16 protein-coding genes and 1 pseudogene are annotated in these 20,470 nt (G+C 52.0%); 4 read left to right on the plus strand and 13 right to left on the minus strand.

Going from position 1 to position 20,470, the window contains the following annotated elements; genetic code table 11:
- Window positions 1-398: 398 nt before the first annotated feature.
- The 3 genes from NSS83_RS09010 to NSS83_RS09020 form a co-directional block, all read right to left on the minus strand.
- Complete coding sequence (locus tag NSS83_RS09010) at window positions 399-1,982, minus strand: glycoside hydrolase family 43 protein (RefSeq protein WP_341348061.1); 1,584 nt, start codon at window positions 1,980-1,982, stop codon at window positions 399-401.
- Complete coding sequence (locus NSS83_RS09015) at window positions 1,979-3,934, minus strand: YjhG/YagF family D-xylonate dehydratase (RefSeq protein WP_341184755.1); 1,956 nt, start codon at window positions 3,932-3,934, stop codon at window positions 1,979-1,981. The genes NSS83_RS09010 and NSS83_RS09015 overlap by 4 nt, the downstream gene beginning before the upstream one ends.
- A 74-nt stretch (window positions 3,935-4,008) precedes the next feature.
- Window positions 4,009-4,767 carry an IclR family transcriptional regulator gene (locus NSS83_RS09020; protein WP_341348062.1) on the minus strand — a complete coding sequence of 253 codons (759 nt, stop codon included), beginning with the start codon at window positions 4,765-4,767 and terminating at the stop codon, window positions 4,009-4,011.
- A 94-nt stretch (window positions 4,768-4,861) separates the two neighbouring features.
- Between NSS83_RS09020 and NSS83_RS09025 the strand changes: the two genes are divergently transcribed.
- Both NSS83_RS09025 and NSS83_RS09030 read left to right on the plus strand, forming a co-directional pair.
- Window positions 4,862-5,776 (plus strand): dihydrodipicolinate synthase family protein, encoded by a 915-nt coding sequence (locus NSS83_RS09025; RefSeq protein WP_341348063.1) that lies wholly within the window; start codon window positions 4,862-4,864, stop codon window positions 5,774-5,776.
- 225 nt (window positions 5,777-6,001) lie between these two features.
- A complete protein-coding gene (locus NSS83_RS09030) occupies window positions 6,002-7,030 on the plus strand; it encodes a sugar diacid recognition domain-containing protein (RefSeq protein ID WP_341348064.1) in 1,029 nt (342 codons plus the stop codon).
- Between the two features lie 63 nt (window positions 7,031-7,093).
- On the opposite strand, the gene NSS83_RS09035 is transcribed toward NSS83_RS09030, so the two are convergent.
- The 10 genes and pseudogenes from NSS83_RS09035 to NSS83_RS09080 all read right to left on the minus strand — a co-directional run bounded on the left by NSS83_RS09035 (window position 7,094) and on the right by NSS83_RS09080 (window position 16,469).
- A complete protein-coding gene (locus NSS83_RS09035; RefSeq protein ID WP_341348065.1) occupies window positions 7,094-8,236 on the minus strand; it encodes a glycerate kinase in 1,143 nt (380 codons plus the stop codon).
- Between the two features lie 27 nt (window positions 8,237-8,263).
- Complete coding sequence (locus NSS83_RS09040; protein WP_341184750.1) at window positions 8,264-9,565, minus strand: SLC13 family permease; 1,302 nt, start codon at window positions 9,563-9,565, stop codon at window positions 8,264-8,266.
- A 125-nt stretch (window positions 9,566-9,690) separates the two neighbouring features.
- Entirely contained in the window at window positions 9,691-10,527 is an 837-nt protein-coding gene (locus NSS83_RS09045; RefSeq protein WP_341348066.1) for a response regulator, read from the minus strand.
- The gene (locus NSS83_RS09050; protein ID WP_341348067.1) at window positions 10,524-12,416 is read right to left on the minus strand and encodes a histidine kinase; all 1,893 of its coding nucleotides are present in this window, start codon (window positions 12,414-12,416) and stop codon (window positions 10,524-10,526) included. Before NSS83_RS09050 ends, NSS83_RS09045 begins: the two co-directional genes overlap by 4 nt.
- A gap of 551 nt (window positions 12,417-12,967) precedes the next feature.
- The gene (locus tag NSS83_RS09055; RefSeq protein ID WP_341348068.1) at window positions 12,968-13,570 is read right to left on the minus strand and encodes a pentapeptide repeat-containing protein; all 603 of its coding nucleotides are present in this window, start codon (window positions 13,568-13,570) and stop codon (window positions 12,968-12,970) included.
- A pseudogene (locus tag NSS83_RS09060) lies at window positions 13,554-13,655 on the minus strand (DUF2004 domain-containing protein); the annotation flags it as partial. The pseudogene NSS83_RS09060 and the gene NSS83_RS09055, both read right to left, overlap by 17 nt.
- Window positions 13,656-13,929: 274 nt before the next feature.
- The gene (locus tag NSS83_RS09065; RefSeq protein WP_341184746.1) at window positions 13,930-14,391 is read right to left on the minus strand and encodes a hypothetical protein; all 462 of its coding nucleotides are present in this window, start codon (window positions 14,389-14,391) and stop codon (window positions 13,930-13,932) included.
- 7 nt (window positions 14,392-14,398) lie between these two features.
- Complete coding sequence (locus NSS83_RS09070; protein ID WP_341348069.1) at window positions 14,399-15,304, minus strand: hypothetical protein; 906 nt, start codon at window positions 15,302-15,304, stop codon at window positions 14,399-14,401.
- 11 nt (window positions 15,305-15,315) lie between these two features.
- Window positions 15,316-15,666 carry a hypothetical protein gene (locus NSS83_RS09075; RefSeq protein WP_341184744.1) on the minus strand — a complete coding sequence of 117 codons (351 nt, stop codon included), beginning with the start codon at window positions 15,664-15,666 and terminating at the stop codon, window positions 15,316-15,318.
- A 152-nt stretch (window positions 15,667-15,818) separates the two neighbouring features.
- Window positions 15,819-16,469 (minus strand): hypothetical protein, encoded by a 651-nt coding sequence (locus NSS83_RS09080; RefSeq protein WP_341348070.1) that lies wholly within the window; start codon window positions 16,467-16,469, stop codon window positions 15,819-15,821.
- Window positions 16,470-17,030: 561 nt separating this feature from the next.
- Between NSS83_RS09080 and NSS83_RS09085 the strand changes: the two genes are divergently transcribed.
- Both NSS83_RS09085 and NSS83_RS09090 read left to right on the plus strand, forming a co-directional pair.
- Entirely contained in the window at window positions 17,031-18,821 is a 1,791-nt protein-coding gene (locus NSS83_RS09085; protein ID WP_341184742.1) for a sensor histidine kinase, read from the plus strand.
- Window positions 18,814-20,406 (plus strand): response regulator transcription factor, encoded by a 1,593-nt coding sequence (locus NSS83_RS09090; RefSeq protein ID WP_341348071.1) that lies wholly within the window; start codon window positions 18,814-18,816, stop codon window positions 20,404-20,406. Before NSS83_RS09085 ends, NSS83_RS09090 begins: the two co-directional genes overlap by 8 nt.
- Window positions 20,407-20,470: the final 64 nt, after the last annotated feature.

Raw genomic sequence — 20,470 nt, forward strand, 5'->3', positions numbered from 1 at the left:
GGCCCTCCTTGTTCAAGGAGGGCCTAGCCTTTTTTTGTGTGGTGAGTGTTGCAAGTATGGCCGGTGGCGGGGAAGATAGCGTATAAACCAGTCTGCGGCACCAATCACATTAGACTGCGGAGTTGGCCCGTGGTGGCGGCGAATTCAGGAGCACTTGTGCTCTTCATTTGCTCGTTTAGCCAACTTTCCCGGGATTCAGGAGCACTTGTGCTCTTCATTTGCTTAGTGGGCGCGCATCTGGATAAATCAGTGGGATTTATCCCTTTCATTTACTCCTCCCGCCCACTTTTGGCGAATTGAAAGGGATTTATCCCCTTCAATTGTTCATTCCCTTAGTTTCCCTTGTAGCCTTAGCTTCATTGAAGCATCATTTTCGATGCTCCAGCTATAAGCTGATACTACTCCTGCTCCAGATACTCAAAGTAATCAAAATCCGCCGGATGCAGCGTTCCGCTGAGGTCCTGGGCGCACATGCCGATGAAGGTGCCGGTAAACCGGATGTAGGCCGGGAAATCATCTGACAAATGATAGATTTCTAAGGCAGGGCCGATCATCTCCCAGGAGGATTCGCCAGCCTTGTAATAGAACTGGGCAAACTCGCCGTCGATGACGACCTTGAGTGCTACACTTCCTCCGGCAGGCAGCGGAACCTCGGGCGTCAGGGTGTCTTCATAGACCCCGTCCTTGGAGCGGATGAGTCCCAGTGTTCGGCCGAGGACTTCATCGTGCGTGATCCGCAGATAGAGGTAATCCTTCGTATCGTAATAGACAATCAGGCCGGCCATCTGCTGGAAATGCTCCGGTTCGAAGTCCACCGAGGTCTCAGCGCTGCACCGGAAGGCTTGCTGGCGCAGGGCGACCAGGCTCTGACGGTGCATGGAGCTCATCGATTCCTTGCCACGCAGGCGCAGGTATCCCGGACGTTCCTGAAGCGAGAGCCAGGACTCATCCGCAGGTACCCGCAGGGTGCTCCAGCGGACATCCAGCTGCGGAGCATCGAAATCATCACGCGGAGCGGCTGACGCAAAAGGATGCGCCGGAAGATCCGGGCCTTCCACCGTCAGCGACGGAGCATTCCCTCCACCAGACAGGGCCAGCCAGCCGTCTTCAGTAAATGTGGCGCGCTGAATTGCCGTCTCCCGGCCCAGGTTGCAGTACTTGTCCTTGACCGGACGGCCGCATAGATGGACCATGTACCATTCACCTGTCTGCGTCTCGACCAGGCTGGCATGGCCTGCTTTTTGCAGCGTAAGCTCGGGGTTGCCTGCAGAGGTCAGCAGCGGATTAATAGGCGCGGTCTCGTAAGGACCTTCAATCTGCTTTGCGCGGGCTACGGTCACCGCATGATCATACTGCGTACCGCCCTCAGCCGTAATCAGATAATACCAGCCGTCCTTGCGGTATAGGTGCGGGCCTTCAGTCAGTGCCAGCCCCGTTCCTTTATAGATCGGAGTAACCGGTCCAACCAGGCGCTGCTCTTCCGCCGAATATTCCTGGAGCACAATCCCGGCGAAGCTGTTACGGCCGGTGCGGTGATCCCACAGCATATTAACCAGCCATTTGCGCCCGTCCTCGTCATGGAACAACGAAGGGTCGAAGCCGCTGCTATTCAGGTACACAGGCTCAGACCAGGGGCCTTCGATATTCTCCGCAGTCACCAGATAGTTAGGTGTATCCTTGAAGGCACCCTGGCGGCTTTTGACGTCGGTATAGATCAGATAAAAGAGTCCATTGTCGTACGTGAGGCAAGGTGCCCAGATGCCGCCGGAATCGGGGTCCCCCTCCATATTAAGCTGCGAGCTGCGGGTCAGCGCATAGGTCAGCGGCCGCCAGTTCACCAGATCGCGCGAATGATGAATCCGCACACCGGGGAACCACTCGAAGGTAGAGGTGGCGATGTAATAGTCATCCCCTGCCCGGCAGATCGACGGGTCGGGATGAAATCCGCGCAGAATGGGATTATGAATCAGATTTCGGCTCATAGTTTCTCCTCCAATGCTTGCCGTCCTGCTTCCAGTAAGGCAATGATTTTGTCAGTGTCGTAGATACAGCCCTTCCAGGTTCCGCCGCTGGCTGCTTGAAGCGCAGCCCACAGCCGGGTATCCTCCGGCAGGCCCGGGTCAACCGCCAGGCCCGGATGAGGTGTCCGCGAAGCCAGAATCAGCGTCCCCGCATCCTTGGTCAGCGGCTCATCCCCCTCACCGACCAGATTCACGCTTCCTTCCAGATTCACAGTATCAATCCGCACCTCCACCCAGTCATTATCACGAAGCTTGCCAAGCGGGCCACCCGCCAGTGCTTCCGGCCCCATATGGCCGATGCAGGCACCTGTGGAGACGCCGGAGAAGCGGGCATCCGTGATCAGCGTGACATATTTGCCGTAAGGCAGATGCTTGAGCGCCGAGGTGAGCTGGTAAGTCTCCTCCATCCCGGTTCCGCTCGGTCCACGGCCGATGACGGCCAGAATATCCCCCGCTTGAACCATACCCAGCTTGATGCTGCGGATGGCGGCTCTCTCTGTGGTGAACACCTTCACTCGCCCGGTATGGCGATAGACGCCCTCGCTGTCCAGAACGGCAGGATCAATGGCTGCCGATTTGATAACTGCACCTTCGGGGCAAAGATTGCCGATAGGGAACGTCATAGTAGACGCCATGCCCTGGCGCTTGGCCTCTTCCGGGCTCATGATGACAGTATCCGGGTCCACACCGTCCGCTTCCAGTAACCGCTGCCGCAGATCAGTCCGCCGCTGCGAGCTCTCCCACCAGTCCAGATTCTCGCCCAGAGTCCGCCCGGTCACCGTCAGCACGGACTCGTCAATCAGTCCCAGCTTGCGCAGATGCAGCATGACCTCAGGAACACCACCTGCCAGAAACACCCGGATGGTCGGATGCGGCACGGGACCATTCGGCAGCACGCTGACGAGGCGCGGGACCATCCGGTTCACCCGGTTCCAGTCCTCAACGGTCGGAACCTTCAGCCCGGCGGCATGGGCAATGGCCGGCAGATGCAGCAGCAGATTCGTTGAGCCGCCGAAGGCAGCGTGCAGCACCATCGCATTTTGTATCGACTTATCCGTAAGAATGTCGCTCATAACAATTCCGTGCTGATCCAGATGCTGAAGGGCCCGGGCCGACTGGCGGCCGATGTTCTTCCAGATCGGCTGCCCCGAAGGCGACAGGGCCGAGTGCGGCAGGGCCATGCCCAGCGCCTCGGCAATCACCTGGGCAGTCGCGGCGGTGCCGAGGAACTGACAGCCGCCGCCCGGCGTCGCACAGGCCCGGCAGCCGAGATCCGCAGCTTCTTCGAGGGACAGCTCTCCGTTGCTGTACCGTGCCCCGATGCTCTGTACCTTACCCGCGTCTTCTCCTTCCACCGGCGGCAGAGTTACGCCACCGGGCACAATAACTCCCGGCAGCTTGTGCATCCCGGCAAGGGCCAATAGCATAGCGGGCAGGCCTTTGTCGCAGGTAGCAACGCCAAGCACACCCTTACGAGTAGGGAGTGAACGAATCAGCCGCCGGAGCACGATGGCCGCATCATTACGGTAAGGCAGGGAATCGAACATGCCTGTGGTTCCCTGGGAACGGCCGTCACAGGGATCGCTGACATATCCGGCGAACGGAATCCCCTCATTCGCGGTAAGCTCCTCCGCAATCTCCTCCATCATGACGCCAATCTCCCAGTGACCGGTATGATAGCCGAGCGCCAGCGGAGTGCCGTCCTCGCGCCGGATGCCGCCCATCGTTCCTAGTATTAGGTATTGGGGCCGGTTCAGCAGCAGCGGATTCCAGCCCATCCCGGCGTTCTGGGTCATGCCAAAAATCTCTCCGCTCGGCGCATTCCGCAGCACCTCCCCGGTAATCGGCAACTGGCCCGCCGGTCCCTCCGCAGCGGTATGTACAGGTTCATTCTCAATGATGTCTTCCTTCATTAACTCTTGCACACTCAGTTTCACAGTAACCCCTTCTCTCCCTCAGTATGATTGAACTTGCCCTGATGCCTAAGCTAAGACAACGAGAGCTTTCCTGCAAGTAGGGTCACCTCCCGGATCGCTTCTTCCTGCTTCGCGGTGAAGGCATGCTGAAGCATCGAAGTGCTGACAGCGGCAACCGCCTTGCCTGCGGCATCCAGTACCGGCGCTGCCACACAGCTGATACCTTGGATAATCTCCTCCTGATCCAGCGCGTAGCCGGTCTTACGGATTGCTGCCAGGGCTGCTGTGAACTTAGACCAGTCTGTGAGCGTGCGGGTAGTGACCGCAGGCAGCATTTTACCCGGATAACGCCGTTCCAGCTCTCCCTCCGGCAGCAGCGCCAGCATCATCTTACCCATCGCCGTCGCATGTGCCGGAAACCGCATCCCGGGGCTGGACTCCAGCCTTACCAGGGACTGCCCCTCCTGCTTGGCCAGGTAAATAATCTCATCACGGTCCAGCACCGACAGCTGAAAGGTCTCCCCCACCACCCCGACACTCTGCGACGATTCTGCCAGGAACCGCTCTACCAGATTCAGATTCTGCTTAAGAGAATCATTGTAGACGGTATTATAGTAGGAGATCCCGGCACCAAGCACATACCTCTCGCCCGCATCCTTCACCACCCACCCCAGAGTCTCCATTGTGCGCAGCAGCGAGAACATCGAGCTTTTGTTAATGCCGGTCTCCTCGCAGAGATCTGTCATTTTGAGCGCTCCGGTCTGTCTTGAGATGGCCTTAAGAATCAGATCCGCCCGTTCCAATGCCGGAACCCAGTATTTCTGCTCCACACTCTATCCCCTCTCATAAATGCGTTGCTTAAGCTTAAGCAGTTCACTATAATAATCTTATGTTTATAATAACAAACCAGGAGGCAAAAATAAAATGAAACTTAGCCGCCCCAACGCAGGTGTCTTTCCTCCCGTTCCGACAATTCTGGATTCTGCGGGGAAGTTCGACCGTGCCGGTATGAAGCTGCTGATCGACCGATTGATTGAGCAGGGGGTTCACGGAATGTTGTTCTTAGGAACCGCCGGAGAATTCACCCTGTTCACCGCAGAGCAGCGCGAAGAGATTGCAGAAGCATGCCTGGAGTATACGAATAGCCGCATCCCGGCCTGGATCGGCACCGGCAGCAACACGGTCGCTGAGACCCTGCGGTTGTCCCGCCATGCTGCTGAGCATGGAGCTACCGGCATCGTTATCATGAATCCGTATTACTACAAGCTGAGCGAAGAGGCTCTGTTCGCGCATTTTGCCGCTGTGCTGGAAGCCGTCGATGTGCCGCTCATGCTGTACAACTTCCCGGCTATGACCGGCCAGGACCTCAGTCCGGCCTTCGTTGCCCGCCTGGCCGCACATTATCCGAATGTACTGGGCATCAAGGATACCGTGGACCAGCTTAGCCATATCCGCCAGATGATCATGCAGGTTAAGGCGGTCAGTCCGGACTTCTCCGTCTTCTGCGGGTTCGATGAATACCTGCTGCCTACGCTCGCTGCGGGTGGAGACGGGGCAATTGCTGCCAGCGCCAACTTCGCGCCAGAGCTCATGCTGGGTGTGTACGACAGCTTCCAAAAGGGAGACTTGGCCGGAGTGCTCGCCTTCCAGAAGCGTCTGATTGAGATTCCGGCGCTGTATGCCATCGATGATCCGTTCGTTGCTTCTATTAAAGAAGCCGTCCGTCTGTCCGGCCTGCCGGTATCGACACACAGTCTGGCTTCGCCTGGGGTGTGGAGTGCGGAGCATGAGGATAGGCTGAAGCAGATTTTCAGCCGGGCAGGTATTGTCCAAGGGTAAGCGATATTTATAGCGCGTACTCATCCATTCTTATTTTTCAAGGTCAGCCCGAGTTGGGGCTGGCTTTTTTGGACTTCCGGCCGTGAGGTTCCCTGCAAGGCTCGTAGTGAGGTTCCTCCTTTCTTCGTTGTGAAGGTTGGTCTATAATTTTGTTCAGATGCACAATGAGTGATTGAGAGGCAAAATAGGGGCGGTTACCCGCTCAAGACGAGGAGGGAGTTCCGGTTGTTTCAGTTATCGGAGAAGCAGGCGCAGGAGATTGTCGACAAGATGATGATGGACATCCCCTATAACATCAACATCATGAACGATCAGGGGATCATTATCGGCAGCGGGCATAAGGCAAGGGTCGGCACCGTTCATCAGGGGGCTGTCGAGGCGCTGTCCACCGGGCACAGGGTCGAAGTCATGGAGGACGGGCGATATGAGAAAAAGGGCACCAACGAACCGATTGTCATCGGCAATACCCGCGTAGGTGTAATCGGAATCTCCGGCAGCCCGGAAGAAGTCCGGCCTTTCTGCAATATCGTGAGGACCACGGTATCGCTGCTCATTGAACAAAGAAACACGCTGGAGCATCTGGCCAGCGAAGCCAGCCGCAAGAAGGCTCTGCTGGAGATGCTTCTTGATCATCAGGGAGCGTACTCCCAGAAGCTGCGAAAAGAAGCCGCGGCCTATCAGATCGACCTTCTGCAGAAGACCACCGTGCTGTATCTCAAGCATGTGCGGCCGGAGCTGGATGAGGCGAAGCTGCTGTTCCTGCATCCGTCCTTCCAGCTCGACGGGGATACATGGGTGATCCTGGTCCAGAACCGGCCCGATTGCAGCCGGCTAATTGCCGAACTGCTGCATAACCAGCCGCAGCTTCTGCTGGCCTCGGGCCGGCTGGAGACCAGTATCGCAGAGGGGTACCGGCAGGCAAAGTCAGCCCTCGGCGTTCTTCTGGCGCTCCGCCCTGCTGCGCAATCGATCCGCTACGAGGATGCAGAATTTCTGGTGAAGCTCAGCCAGTCGAGCCTGTCAGACAAACCCGGCACTACAATCAAGCTGGAGGATACCGCCGATCTGCTGGAGACGCTCCGCAGCTTCATCAACCACAATTGCAGCGTCTCGCAGACGGCTGAGCAGCTGAACATCCACCGCAACACGCTGCAATACCGCCTGAAGCGGATCGAGAGCATCACCGGCAAGGACCCGAGGAACCTGCTGCAGCTCTTCGAGCTTACACATGAGCTGCTGGCATTGTACAAGTAACGGTTGCTATACAAAAATAGCCCCGGGGAACCGTATCCCCGGGGCTATCTCTATGGCAGATAGCTATTCAGCCAGCTTCAGCAGCCTGGCGATGTTCTCACAGGTCCGCTCGACATTGGCGGGGCCGTCAGCCAGCAGCTTCTCCAGGCTCGAAGCGCCGGGAACGATGCCGAAGACGGCATCGATTCCTTCGGCGTAGAGCGTCTCGATTCCCTCGCCGATGTAACCGGCCAGGGCGATGACTTTTTTGCCGCTGGCCTTGGCGGTGCGGGCTACGCCGTACGGCGTTTTGCCGAACTTGGTCTGGAAGTCAATCCCGCCTTCACCCGTGAAGACGAAGTCCGCGTGCTCCAGCTTCTGCTGAAGCCCTGTGTATTCAATCACAATCTCGATTCCCTTCTGCAGCGTGGCCTGTGTGAAGATCATCAGACCCGCGCCCAGTCCCCCCGCTGCTCCGGCTCCGGGAAGGTCGCGTACATCCTTGTGAAGCTGCTGCTTCACAACCGCCGCATAATGGGCCAGGTTGGCATCAAGCTGCTGCACCATATCGGGGGTGGCCCCTTTTTGCGGACCGAATACGGCTGAAGCCCCCTGCTCCCCGCAGAGCGGATTGGTCACATCGCAGGCAACGATGAGCTGAACCTGCTGCAGTCTCGCATCAAGCCCGCTAACATCTACACTAACCAGCCGTCCCAGGCTGCCGCCGCCGCGCGGAAGTAAATCCCCCGCTTCATCCAGGAATCGGGCGCCGAGCGCTTCGGCCATTCCGGCCCCGCCGTCATTGGTGGCACTTCCGCCGATGCCGATGATGATTTTGCGGATACCCCGGTTCAAACATTCCAGAATCAGCTCGCCCGTCCCGTAAGTTGTGGTGATCAGCGGATTGCGCTCAGCTTTGTCCACCAGTTGAATGCCGCTGGCCGAAGCCATCTCGATGGCCGCTGTCCGGCCGTCACCTAGAATGCCGAATTGCGCCATCACCGGCTGTCCCAGCGGGCCTGTAACTTCTAAATAATGAATCTCTCCGCCGGAAGCATCGACAAGGGACTGTACGGTTCCCTCCCCGCCGTCAGCCATCGGAACATGGATATAGGTTGCTTCTGGGTATATCTTGCGGAGCCCGGTCTCCATCGCTGTACATACTTCTTTCGCGGTCATGCTCTCCTTGAAGGAATCCGGCGCCAGCACAAAGGTTCTCTCTCTCATTTCCACACCTCATCTATATTATTGATCTTAGAGTAAAAATCCGTAAACCAGCGTAGCCACAATCGTCATCGTGCCGCCCACTATGGCCTCATACGGGATGAGCCCCATACGCTGCTTGATCGACATTTTCATGCTGTCCGCCGTCACATGGAAGTAAGTGCCCTGCGGCAGCGAGTCGATGACTGTAGCTCCGGTATGAACCATCACAGCCGCAGCCAGGGGAGCCGTGCCCATATTCAGGATGGCCTGCCCGAAGGAGCCGGTAGCGACAATAACACCTGTGGATGTTGATGCGGTAGCCGCAGCCATCAGTATCCCGGAGATCGGTGCCAGGAACGTCCCGGAAATCCCGGACAGCTCAATCAGATGCACCACCTGGGCGGACAGATCGGAAGCGGAGATCAGACCGGCGATGCCGCCTGCCCCGATTAGAATCAGGACGGTTGCGGTCATTTTGCTAAGGCCGGAAGATGTATATTGCAGCACCTTGTTGCCTTGTCCCATCGCCAGCATCCCGATAATCCCCGCCAGCGGCAGAATGTATAGCGCATCCACCTTAAGCTTGGTCAACGCTTCGATCCCGGAGATGGAGCCGATTGGATTAATCATGAGCAGAACGATGGCCACAAGCGGAGCCACAATAGCTCTGCTGAGCGGCGGGTAAGCGGCCGTATTCGCATTGTCCGTCCCGTTCGCAGCTTCCGCCGGGGTAACCATGACACCTTTTTTCTTCAGCAAAGTTGCTAAGATAACGGTTACAATTAATCCGCAGATTGCCGGGATTACACCTGCCAGCATGACATTGCTAAGATCAAGATCAAAGCCGCGCGCAGCAGCAATCGTATTCGGATTCGGTGAGATAATATTACCGGCCTTCCCCCCGCCCGACAAGGCCAGCAGCAGCGCCAGCTTCGAGATTTCCATTTTGTTGCCTACAGATAAAGCAATTGGAGCCACAATCAGCACCGCTACCGGGATGAATACGCCCATTGCCGTAATGACCATCGTGGCGAGCGCGAGGGCCAGAATGGCCTTGCTTCCGCCGAACTTTCGGACAATAGCCTGGGCTATGGCTTCTGCCGCACCCGACTCCATCATCACACCAGCCAGCACACCGGCGGCCAGCACCCGCAGCACCGTGCCCATTACACTTTGTGTACCGCTTACAAGAACACTAACAGTCTGTTCGAGATTGGCTCCGCCGATCAGCGCCCCTACAATGGCACCCAGGAACAGAGCGTAGACCGGATTTAATTTTCTAAGAATCAGAATAATGGCAATTGCCAGTCCTGCGAGCGCTCCATACCAACCAATGATTAATCCTTCCATTTCAAAGTTCCCCCTAACAACTTGTTGAACACGCTCTCATTATAAGGTCTCAGGGGAGGAAAAGAATATTGATGAACGGACGAAATGCATTGTGCAAGTGACCAACGGATTAGGGGTGATACGGATCATTGCTCCAAGAGTGTAGTTAACAGCTTTTGCTGATTCCGGTACTCCAGCGGGCTTACGCCTTCGCTTTCTCTGAATACTCTATTAAAATTCTTGGTGTTCCCGAAGCCTGACCTACCGGCTATTTCATAGATTCTATCCTCCGTATCCCGCAGCAGCTCCTTCGCCTTATTGATCCGCAGCCGCTTCAGATAGCTTACAAAATTCTCTCCGGTGTAGTCCCGGAAAGCTTGGCTGAAATAGGAGTAGTTAAAAGACACTTTGCTTGAAACCATCATCATATTGATGTTATTCGAATAATTGTCGTGGATGTATTGCAGGGCACGTTCTATTCCCTCGTTCTCTTTCTGTACGGGTATGATACCTGAAGCAGGTGGCAGAAATGAATCTTCCACTGTAACCTCCGCTTGCTCACAGGCCGTATGACGCTCTTCCATACCGAGGTGAAGATTGCTTGCAGAAACGTTAAGCTCCTCTTCAATCCGCTCCAGCACTTCAGCTAATTCCTCACGAATGACCGGCTTGAGCAGATACTCATTCACTTCATAGCGGATAGCAGCTCTGGCATACGAGAAATCATCGTACCCGCTCACAATTACAATCGCCGGTCTGGGACTGAGCTCCTGAAGCTTCTTAATTAAGCCAATGCCATCCAGCTCGGGCATACGAATGTCCGTAATCAGAATTTCTATTTTCATTGACGCGATCATGTCCAGAGCCTCAAAGGCGTCACAAGCCAAGTGGATATCATAGCGCCCAGCAACCTCCCGCTCAATCATGGCCCGGAGCCCGCACCGGATATTCTTCTCATCATCTACAATCAGCAGCTGTCTCATAGGCTCTGCATTCCTCCTCTAACCGGTGTCAACAAAGGCAGCTTAACCCTCACTGTGGTATAACTTCTCTGCCTGCTCTCTACGCAAATTCCATAATCCTCCCCATAATGCAGCCGGATGCGCTGATTTACATTACGCAAGCCGATCCCGTTATGTCCTGTGCTATACTCGGCAGTCTCTTGTGTTAATTGATTGAATTCTTCGTCACTCATAATCAACTTGTGATTCAACTGCTGTAGGCCATCCACTGGAATTCCGATCCCGTTGTCAGTTACGTCTATGTAAAAGAAATGATCATCCGCATACGCATGCACATTGATTATCAGCCCGCCTCCCCTCATCAGAGAGGAATACATCCCGTGCTTCACCGCATTCTCAACGATGGGCTGCAGCGACATTTTCAATAATTCATGAGCATGGAATCTGTCTTCTGCATGAATCTGAACCTTAAGCTTCTCATCGTAACGGATGTTCATGATCGATATGTAATGCTGAATATGCTTCAACTCGTCTGCCAGCTGCACGGTATCGCCAGTCCATCTGAGATTGTAACGCATAATGCTGCCAAGAGAAGTGAGTGCATCCGATACAGTGTATTGGCCTTCAACCTCAGCGAGCATCTTCAAATTCTCCAGCGTGTTGTACAGGAAATGAGCATCGATCTGATTACGCAAGGCCTGAAGCTCCGCTTCTTTAGTGGCAGCGCTGCGCTGTACAGCTTCCGCAATCAAGCCATTAATGGTGCCTAGCATCTCCCTGAAGTGGCGAGCCAGCTCACCGATCTCATCACCACCCTGCACATCGATCTCTACATGGAAGTCACCGTTGCGGACCTTGTGCATCGACTCCCGTAAGACATGCAGCTTTTTCAGAACAATAGATTGAATCCAGTAAGTGACGACCGCAAGTACAACCAACAGCAGGATGATGAGCAGAATGACCTTATTTCTGGTGCTGACGAATGTAGAATAGGTGCCGTGCAGAGAGATGACGTTAACCAGATCCACATGTAAGCGGTCGATGGGTTCAAGGAGATACAGGAAATCTTCACCCCCTGCTGAAAATTGCAAGGATGCCTCACCTTCCTGCTTAACCTTAACGGCAGCCTTCAAGATTTGAGCTTGATTCAAACCTGGGAGCGGCTCCATACTGTTGGTGTACAATTTGCTTTGCTGATCTATAATGAAGAACCTTGAATCGCGTTCCCCGCTGTTGTTATACGCCTTGTCAAAAAGATCCTCAATCCGCATTTCAACTTTGACAATGCCAATATGTTGCTGGTTGGGCAGGTTAAGTCTGACCGCCAAGGCGACCATGGAGCTTGACCGTTCGTCCACCATTGTACTGCTATTCTCGAATATAGAATCCTCTGGCTGGATCTCCCATAAGGCATTATCCTTCTGATTCATCAATTTCGTGTACATGGGGCTGTCTTTAATCCGTTCTTCCTGATAAATAATCGGCCATAGCTCACTGACCCGCGGATTGTTGACGAAGAAACGGACACTCGCAATATTGGGATTATTAAACAACACGCTCTGTAAGTAATTTAACGAATAGTCCTGAAATTGCTTAATCTCATTCACTCCGGGCTCCACTTCAGCGGTCACATACTCCCCCAGACTCCTGTCTGAAATGAGCATAAAGAATGACTTTTCCATTACTTCAATCTTGCTCATGATCTCTTGTCTCTCGTTCTTGAGCTGATAGCGGTTCTCCTTAATAATGTCATTGACGGCATCCTGATAGAAACCAGCAAACAAATAGTTGGAGATCACAATGACCGGGACCAGAATAATGACGATATACGCCCCGATCAACTTCATATGAATGGATAAATCAGCAAACCACCTTTTCCACTTCCCTGCCGAGCTCCTGATGCTGGCCATCTCCTGCCCTCTTTTCCTCCAACTGTTCTAATATCATTATTATATTTCATTAGTTACCTCATCATAAGGCTTTAAAGTTCAGTCAGGGTTGCAGGATTTTAGGTATATTGCGTATAGGGAGGGAATGAGGTTGGGCTTTTTAAGATCAGGAAGGGGACAAAAAAATCCAACTATGGCTGAATGGCCGTGGTTGACTTGTGGGGATTTTGCAAAATCACATAAACAATAATTCACATGAGTTCGGCTTCTTTATAAGAGATCCTAAGCTTTTCAAATGGAAATTCCGAGAAATCTTCAATACTATTTACATATATAACTTCAATGTACATAGACCGCAATTAAGTTTATAACCTGACAAGCAGTATCTCCATCTAATCTGAAGATGAATTTCCGGATGTCTTTTATTTGATCTAACAAAGGCACAACTGAAGTTCAATTCTTAGTAGATAGAGTAGTGTGCATGTAGCTAAAAAACAGGTCAATCATGGTAGCATCTGACCATAATGACCTGTTTGATGTAACGGAATAGGGATATTTAGGTTAGTAAAACTTCATATGTGACTGGCACATTTTTCTAACATCCATTTCTTTGCTTCATCTGATTTCAACAAAATCGGCTTCTCCAACGTACCGATATTAATACTTTTAATATGAGCTTCTTCTATACCTTTAATATTTTCCAAAGTCACTCCGCTTAATAATGTTTCTTCAAATGTCGCTACACTTATATCTATATTTTCTAGTCTTGCCCAACTAAAATCCGTTAAGTAAAACGATACATTAATCAAATTACAATCTAGTAAATATGCATTTCTAAATATTGCTTCCCAACAATCACCTTTACTAAATCTACTGTTTTTAATGACGCAGTTGGTAAAATCCGTATATCTAAGATCTGATTTATAAAAATCACATTTATCTAAATATGCATTTTTAAATGTTGACGAGGCTAATAATGATGTGTGAAAATCAATATTTTCCAGTCTGAGATCATCAAAAGTACAATCAATCAAATATGCTTGTTCAAGCAATATATCGGATAAATCAATACTCCTTAAGTCCACTTCATCTAACTTTAACATTTCGCCTTCTTTACCTATTGTCTCAACCCACTTTTTATGCAAATCAAACTTCCTATTAAGATTCCCTTCCATTTTCCACATCCCACGTACATTGAAATAGTACTCCCATATCGCGACCTTCATAAATACCTGCATATGGAACAACAATTGACTTTAAAGCCCATAAACTTCAGAATAAACTTTAGAATCATAAATAGTTTTAGGATTTTTGTATTCTTCCCATTGATCAGTGAAATTTCCTTTTCCACCGTTAGCCGTGCTCATTCCGTCATATACAGGGAGCTTGTATTGGTGTCCTGACTCACTTGGCCGATCTTCGATAGCAGGCGCCTGACTTCATCTTAGTTAAATACTAGCTTTATTGATGCCATCTTCCCCCTTCCCGCCCTACACCCTACTTAACTGTAAGTTATGTTCACAAATTCATAGATCTACAATTCCTTAAAAAAATATGGAGTTCTAAGATGGTTAATTAACTCGGTTGTAAGATACTTTTTCTGGTATTGATCCAAATTTGTATTTATGATTAAATTATCATTCTCTTTCCTAAATAATTGATCTGTACCATTTTCCACAAACACCATATCAGGGTTAAAGGCCATCAAAATATTTCCGAAGATTCGAAATAAAATATCTAATCCTTCCTCGAATGATTTTCCAAATAATTGAATCCTGATTTCAGCATTTATTCCCAAACGATACTCTTCTCTTACATCATCAACACCAATAATATCCTCTGTTTCAATAAAAAGAGTGAAGTATTTACAGCTAAGAGTAGAAAAATTATCGTAACTAGTTACTTTATCTCCAACTCCACTGCACATAATGTCATAAATTGTTTTTTTCAGTATTTCCTGATCCAAATTTGAGACTAAGAATAAAGTACAATCCATTTCACTTCTAACCTCCAAATACTCTTATAATCTTTCCATCCTTCACTAGAATTAATTCTTCTAGTCTTTTTAAATCTCCATTCGGATTTGCCTTCCTTAATAATGTATTGATAATCTCGGTAACTTTTTCATTCGGAAAGTTGTCTAAGTTCAAAACAATTCTTGCAGACTGTTCCTTTGTCTTTTTTGCTATTTCATTAATTAGAGTTTTCACCTGTCCTTCTGGTTTTGGTGCATAGCAATCGAACACCTTACCTTCAATTAGAAAATCTGGATTCGATCCTTCCTTAATACCATGACCATTTCCACCCTCGATTTCATCTAACATCTTAATGTCATAGCCACTATCAGCCAAGAAATTGTCTGTATCATTTTGTTTCTTTATTCCATGAGAATCTCCTTCTCCGTAATTCCCTTTAGGTTTTCTGCCTGCCGGCAAAGAAGGCTCGGTCAGTTTAACCTTCCCAGTTCCACCCTCCAACCCATCCATATACCGCTGCTGCACCGGCGTCTTCGGCAAGGCTGGAGTATCGGGGATCTCTCCTATCTTGAACACAAACCCTTCCGGCGTCTGTACCACCGGGCCCAGATTCGGGAGCCTCTGCTTAATCCCTTGCAGGGCATCCTTCGCCGCTTGGCTGACGACGTCTTCTACCTCGCCTAGCACTTTCCCAACTTTACCTGCTTTGGTGACCTGGAATCCGGGGACGAGGATGGCGGCGACCGAGCCCAGCATTCTCGCCTTTTCTTCCGGGGTGCCTTCGTCAAACTGATGATACGCCATCTTGGCCGCTTCCACCAGCACTTCCGGGTGGTCAATCAGATATTGCGCTTGCTGCTTCATTTCTGTGGTGGTTTTGACCGGGTCCACAACTAGCTTGAAGGCAAAGGTTGCCGTATCCGCTACACCCATGACGACCTCTTTCACCAATCCTTCGGTAAAAGCCAGTACCACATCCCCCGACTGGCGAACCTTGCTCTCCCATTTCGTAGCCCGTATGTCTCCTCCAGCCACCCCAGATAACTGGTGTACATCGGGGTGAGATATTCATTCGGCACATAGACTTTGGCCTGATAAAAGTCCCAGGTGGTCTCATTTTCCTTGTTGTATGCGGTAATTGGCGTACCGTCCGGCAGCGTGAGCGGCGGCCCGTTCAACCGCCGCTGTGCTTCAATCTGTTCCAGCGCCTGCCGGGCAGCCGCTGCAAGCTGAATCTCCTGCCGCTTCGCTGCAAGCTGACTCCGCGCATACACTCCTGCGGCGGTCTTCTCCATTGCCAGCCGCAGGAGCAGTAAATATTCTTCGTTATGTAGTAAGGGGACCTTCTCCGCCGTAATTGACGGATCATACTCACAGGCGGTAACCGCTGGTTGCTTATAATGGGCGCTTAGATCCTTACCGGATTCATAGTAGATCTTGGCTACGCCTAGAGAAGCCAGCTTCTGCCGGCCTCTTCGGCCTTCGCATGAATAGCCTCCATCTGGGCCTGGTTTCCGAACGCCTGATACACCTTGAAGGCCATCTGAGCCTTGGCGATCTCATTGCGCGCCGCGAAGATATCGTTCAGCTTACTTTGTGCAGCGATACTTTCTACGGTCAACAGGCCGGAGGTTTGAATGACATTCCTGAGTTGCTGCACCAACGGGTCTCTGCTGAGTTCATCTTTTCTGGGTAGAGCGGCAATCGAAGTGATGAGATTCGTCGCACTTCGCTGCACAAATTCAGGGATAGAGACTCGTCCAGCGGCTGATTGCAGTCCCAAGCTTCCGAAAGCAGCGAGCAAAAGATTAAATTGCCCCGTCAGCTTGTCTGCCTGCCGCTTATTCTCTTCCTGTAGCTCTGCTACGCCTCTCAAGGCAACCCGGATGATATCCTCTAATTTCTCCGCTTCTACGGTTAATTCATTGATCAGAACCTGCGCCTTGACCATATGATCACCCATGGGAATACCGCCCCAGCCACTGGACTGGCCCTTCAGTTGAAGGTACATCCGGTTGGTGTCCTGGCTCACCTCGCTGATCTTCCTTTGCAGGCGCCTGACTTCATCCTCGTTAAATACTAGCTTTGTTGATGCCATCTTCACCCTCCCGCCATACAAACTACTTAATTGTAAGTTATGTTATACAAATTCACTGAATCATAGATTTACAACCCTTGTAAAAATACGGAGTTCTAAATCTCAGCAACAGGCGCTCAGGCCGAATGTATGCCAATAACAGCATACATTTGCTAGCACCAAGGCAATCTGGCCCGAATGTATGCGAAAAACAGCATACATTTGCTAACGCACAGGCAATCGGCCCGAATGTATGCCAAAAACAGCATACATTTGCTAGCGCACAGGCGCTCGGGCCAAATGTATGCGGAAAACAACATACATTTGCTAGCATCAAGGCAATCCGGCCTGAATGTATGCGAAAAACAGCATACATTATTCAATCTGCTAAGTTGATTTTGATATTTCCCCATAACGATTCAATATTTATCCAATATTGATGTAAACATTCCTTTATCATCGGAATTCGGAGCCGTAAAGTTTATCAAAAAAATATTTTCATGACATATATTGGCTGACATTTTCGCGCTATACTCTATTGTAAGCGTTATTACAAATGTGCTAACGGAGGGGATTTCATTCGTGTATACCCGTATCATCACCTTCATGAACAACCTGAAGCTCAGGACCAAGCTCTTCCTCTCCTTCGGCAGTGTTGTCCTGATTCCGGTGCTTATTGTGGGGGTGTTCCTGACCAGTGAATTGCGGAATATGGCGATGAATAATGCGCTGAAGCAGATTACGGCGAATGTCGACCGTGTGAAAAAGCGGACCAGCGAGATGCTGAACGTTCCGGTGGATATCGTCTACCGTTTGTCCAATGACAGCCGGCTGGAGGAGGCCGCGAATCACCGGTACGAATCGGTCTATGATGTGGTGCAGGCCTACTGGGATTATCCCGACTTCCGGGATTTCGTCCGTCTGTACAAAGAGGTCTCCAGCATCCGGCTGTATATCGATAACCCGACAGTGCTTAACAACTGGGAATTCCTCCAGGCTGACGAAGCGGTTACCCGGGAGCCGTGGTACCAGCTCGCCCTCGCCCAGAAGGGACTGGCGTTCTGGAGTTACATTCCTGACAGCCGGAACGGCCAGTATTATCTCAGCCTGATCCGCAAGGTCGACTTCCTCAAGCAGCGCACAACCGGCGTGCTGGTCGTGAATGTCAATTCGGATCAGCTCAGCAGCATCCTGAAGCAGGAGACCTTCGAGACCTTTATCGTCGATGAGAACGATAATATTGTCGCCTCCAACCGGGCGGGTACTCTCGGCAAGTCGCTGCACGAAATCAACCTGGAGCCGCTGTCCACCCTTGCCGGGCATGGGCCTGCGGACATCACGATTGACGGGCAGTCCTTCAAAATGCTGATCGACGACTGGCATCCCGAGGGCAGCCTGAACAGTCTGCGGATCATCTCTATTTTCTCTGTAGAAAGTATTGTGAGTGAGCCCAACCGGATTATTTCCCTGGCTACTTCCGTCATTATCTCCTCCCTAATTCTTGCAATCATCCTAATCTACTACTTCTCCCGCCTGCTCACCGGGCGCATGCTGCATCTCAGCAAGCATATCTCCAAGGTCGCTTCCGGGAATCTGGAAGCCCGTCTTGTGATTGACGGCAAAGATGAGATCGGCCAGCTGGCCCGCCAGTTCAACCACATGGTCCGCAATGTCAACGACCTGATGAGCGAGGTGCAGGAGTCCAACCTACAGAAGAATGCCATCCTGCTGAAGCAGAATGAGATCAAATTCAAAATGATGGCCAGCCAGATCAATCCCCATTTCCTGTTCAATGCCCTGGAGTCGATCCGGATGAAGGCCCATACCCGCGGCCAGACCGATATTGCGCAGGTTGTCCGGCTGCTGGGCAAGATGATGCGCAAGAACCTGGAGGTCGGCGGAGGCAGAATCACCCTGCAAAGTGAGCTGGAGACCGTGAACTGCTACCTGGTTATCCAGAAATTCCGCTACAATGACCGGCTAGCCTACGAGCTGTATGTAGATCCGGCAGCGAATACCCTAAGGATTCCGCCGCTTATTATTCAGCCGCTGGTGGAGAATTGTGTCATTCACGGCCTGGAGGACCGGATGGACGGCGGAATGGTCCGGGTGGATATCCGGGTGGAGGAGGGCAGCCTTACGGTTCAGGTCTCCGATAACGGAACCGGAATCTCGCCGGCCCGGCTCGCAGAGCTGCGGCAGATGCTGGACAACAACGATGACTATGAGACCCACAGTATCGGAATGCGTAACATCCATCTGCGGCTGAAGCTGACCTATGGCCCGGAATGCGGCCTGGTTCTGGCCAGCCAGAGCGGATACGGCACACAGATCAGCTTCGCCATCCCTTTAAGGAGTGATTCCTATGTATAGTGTGTTGATTGTTGATGATGAATTGTCTATCCGCGAAGGACTTGCCACGCTGCTGGATTGGGAGAGCCTCGGCTACCGGGTGGTAGATACAGCTGCCAATGCAGTTGAAGCCCGGCATAAGGCGAAGCTGTATTCCCCGGATCTGATGATCGTGGATATCCGTATGCCCGGGAAGGACGGACTGGAGCTGATCGGCGAGCTGCGGGAGGATCACGAGGAGCTGCATATTCTTATATTGAGCGGCTACGCTGACTTCAGTTATGCCAAGCGTGCGATGTCTTACAATATCGATAACTACCTGCTTAAGCCGGTCGATGAGGAGGAATTGCAGCTGTATCTTACCGGCCTGGCCGCCGTACTGAATGCGCGGACGACGCACCGCAAGAATAATGAGGCTGTAAAAGTCTGGAGCCGGGAGATGCTGGTTCAGTCCCTGCTGATGGAGAGCAGTCTGCATCCCGCCCCGGCGCTGATGGAGTCGGCACTGGAAGCTGGACTGCTCTGGGATTCCTACCAGATCGTGCTGATCCGGCTCCTGCTGCAGGATCATGCGGACAACGGACCTTCCAGCAGCGTTAAGTCCCGGCTGACGTCCAGCTTCGAGGATAACCGCTGGGGCATCGTTTTCGCGCTCGATTCTTATCTCGGAGTGCTGCTGCAACCCTCTTACCAGAAGGAGCTGGTGAGTAAACGTATGGCCCAACAGATACGTGAAGCTGCTGCCGCAGAGGGACTGGAGTGCATCATCACCGCCGGGGATATGGTGGACAGTCTGAGGGAGCTGCCGGTCTCTCATCAGTCGGCGCTGGCGCGGATGAAGGATCACTTCTTCTATGATGAGCCGGGGATGATCGGCCCCGATTCCCTTAAGCTGAAGCATGGGCTGCCTGCGAACCCCCAGGATACGGAGAACAGGCTCGCTCCCGTGATGGACCGCCTGTATTTCGCCCTGGATACCGGCAATCTGAGCGTAATCTCTGCCCTGATCCAGGAAGCAGGAGACCTCATGGCTGCTGCGGGATTATCCGAGATGGCGGTGAAATCCTACTATGTCCGGGCCGTCACCTCCATGTCCGGGAAGCTCTCCGTTCATTATAAGGAGCTTAGCACTGCGCAGAGCCGGATGGAGGAGCAGATTCAGCAGATCTACAGGCATACCTCCCTCCCTCAGCTCCAGCGCTATATCACAGGTCTGCTGGAGGAATACGCTGGCGGGATTATCCGCGACGATACGGATGTCCTCATGAAGCGGATGGTCGATCTGATTCACCGGCACTATGACGAGAATCTGAAGCTGGAGACGCTGGCCGACGTGTTCACCTATAGCAGTGCCTATCTTGGCAAGCTGTTCAAGAACACTATGGGCTGCTCCTTCAACACTTATCTGGATACGATCCGCATTGAGAAGGCCAAGGAGCTGCTGGACCAGGGCTGCAAAATCCATGAGGCAGCCAGCAGCGTCGGCTTCAGCGATGTCGATTATTTCCGTGAGAAGTTCAAAAAAATCGCAGGCATCTCTCCCTCCGCTTACCGGAGAAAGGAGCCGGAGAATGCTTTTTCAGAAAGCGCTTACGAAAAGGACTGATTTCCCCCTGTTTTTACACTTAAATCTTCGGGTGTTTCCCGGCCTGACGGCAGATTATGATAAA

The organism is Paenibacillus sp. FSL H3-0469 (assembly GCF_038051945.1).
In the GTDB taxonomy this organism is placed as follows: domain Bacteria; phylum Bacillota; class Bacilli; order Paenibacillales; family Paenibacillaceae; genus Paenibacillus_AQ.

Coding starts and splice junctions, on each gene's coding strand:
- NSS83_RS09065 (WP_341184746.1), bottom strand. CDS start 14,391: ATGGATTGTACTTTATTCTTAGTCTCAAATTTGGATCAGGAAATACTG.
- NSS83_RS09080 (WP_341348070.1), bottom strand. CDS start 16,469: ATGGCATCAACAAAGCTAGTATTTAACGAGGATGAAGTCAGGCGCCTG.
- NSS83_RS09040 (WP_341184750.1), bottom strand. CDS start 9,565: ATGGAAGGATTAATCATTGGTTGGTATGGAGCGCTCGCAGGACTGGCA.
- NSS83_RS09070 (WP_341348069.1), bottom strand. CDS start 15,304: ATGGGTGTAGCGGATACGGCAACCTTTGCCTTCAAGCTAGTTGTGGAC.
- NSS83_RS09090 (WP_341348071.1), top strand. CDS start 18,814: ATGTATAGTGTGTTGATTGTTGATGATGAATTGTCTATCCGCGAAGGA.
- NSS83_RS09025 (WP_341348063.1), top strand. CDS start 4,862: ATGAAACTTAGCCGCCCCAACGCAGGTGTCTTTCCTCCCGTTCCGACA.
- NSS83_RS09055 (WP_341348068.1), bottom strand. CDS start 13,570: ATGGAAGGGAATCTTAATAGGAAGTTTGATTTGCATAAAAAGTGGGTT.
- NSS83_RS09035 (WP_341348065.1), bottom strand. CDS start 8,236: ATGAGAGAGAGAACCTTTGTGCTGGCGCCGGATTCCTTCAAGGAGAGC.
- NSS83_RS09045 (WP_341348066.1), bottom strand. CDS start 10,527: ATGAGACAGCTGCTGATTGTAGATGATGAGAAGAATATCCGGTGCGGG.
- NSS83_RS09010 (WP_341348061.1), bottom strand. CDS start 1,982: ATGAGCCGAAATCTGATTCATAATCCCATTCTGCGCGGATTTCATCCC.
- NSS83_RS09050 (WP_341348067.1), bottom strand. CDS start 12,416: ATGGCCAGCATCAGGAGCTCGGCAGGGAAGTGGAAAAGGTGGTTTGCT.
- NSS83_RS09015 (WP_341184755.1), bottom strand. CDS start 3,934: ATGAAGGAAGACATCATTGAGAATGAACCTGTACATACCGCTGCGGAG.
- NSS83_RS09075 (WP_341184744.1), bottom strand. CDS start 15,666: ATGGAGAAGACCGCCGCAGGAGTGTATGCGCGGAGTCAGCTTGCAGCG.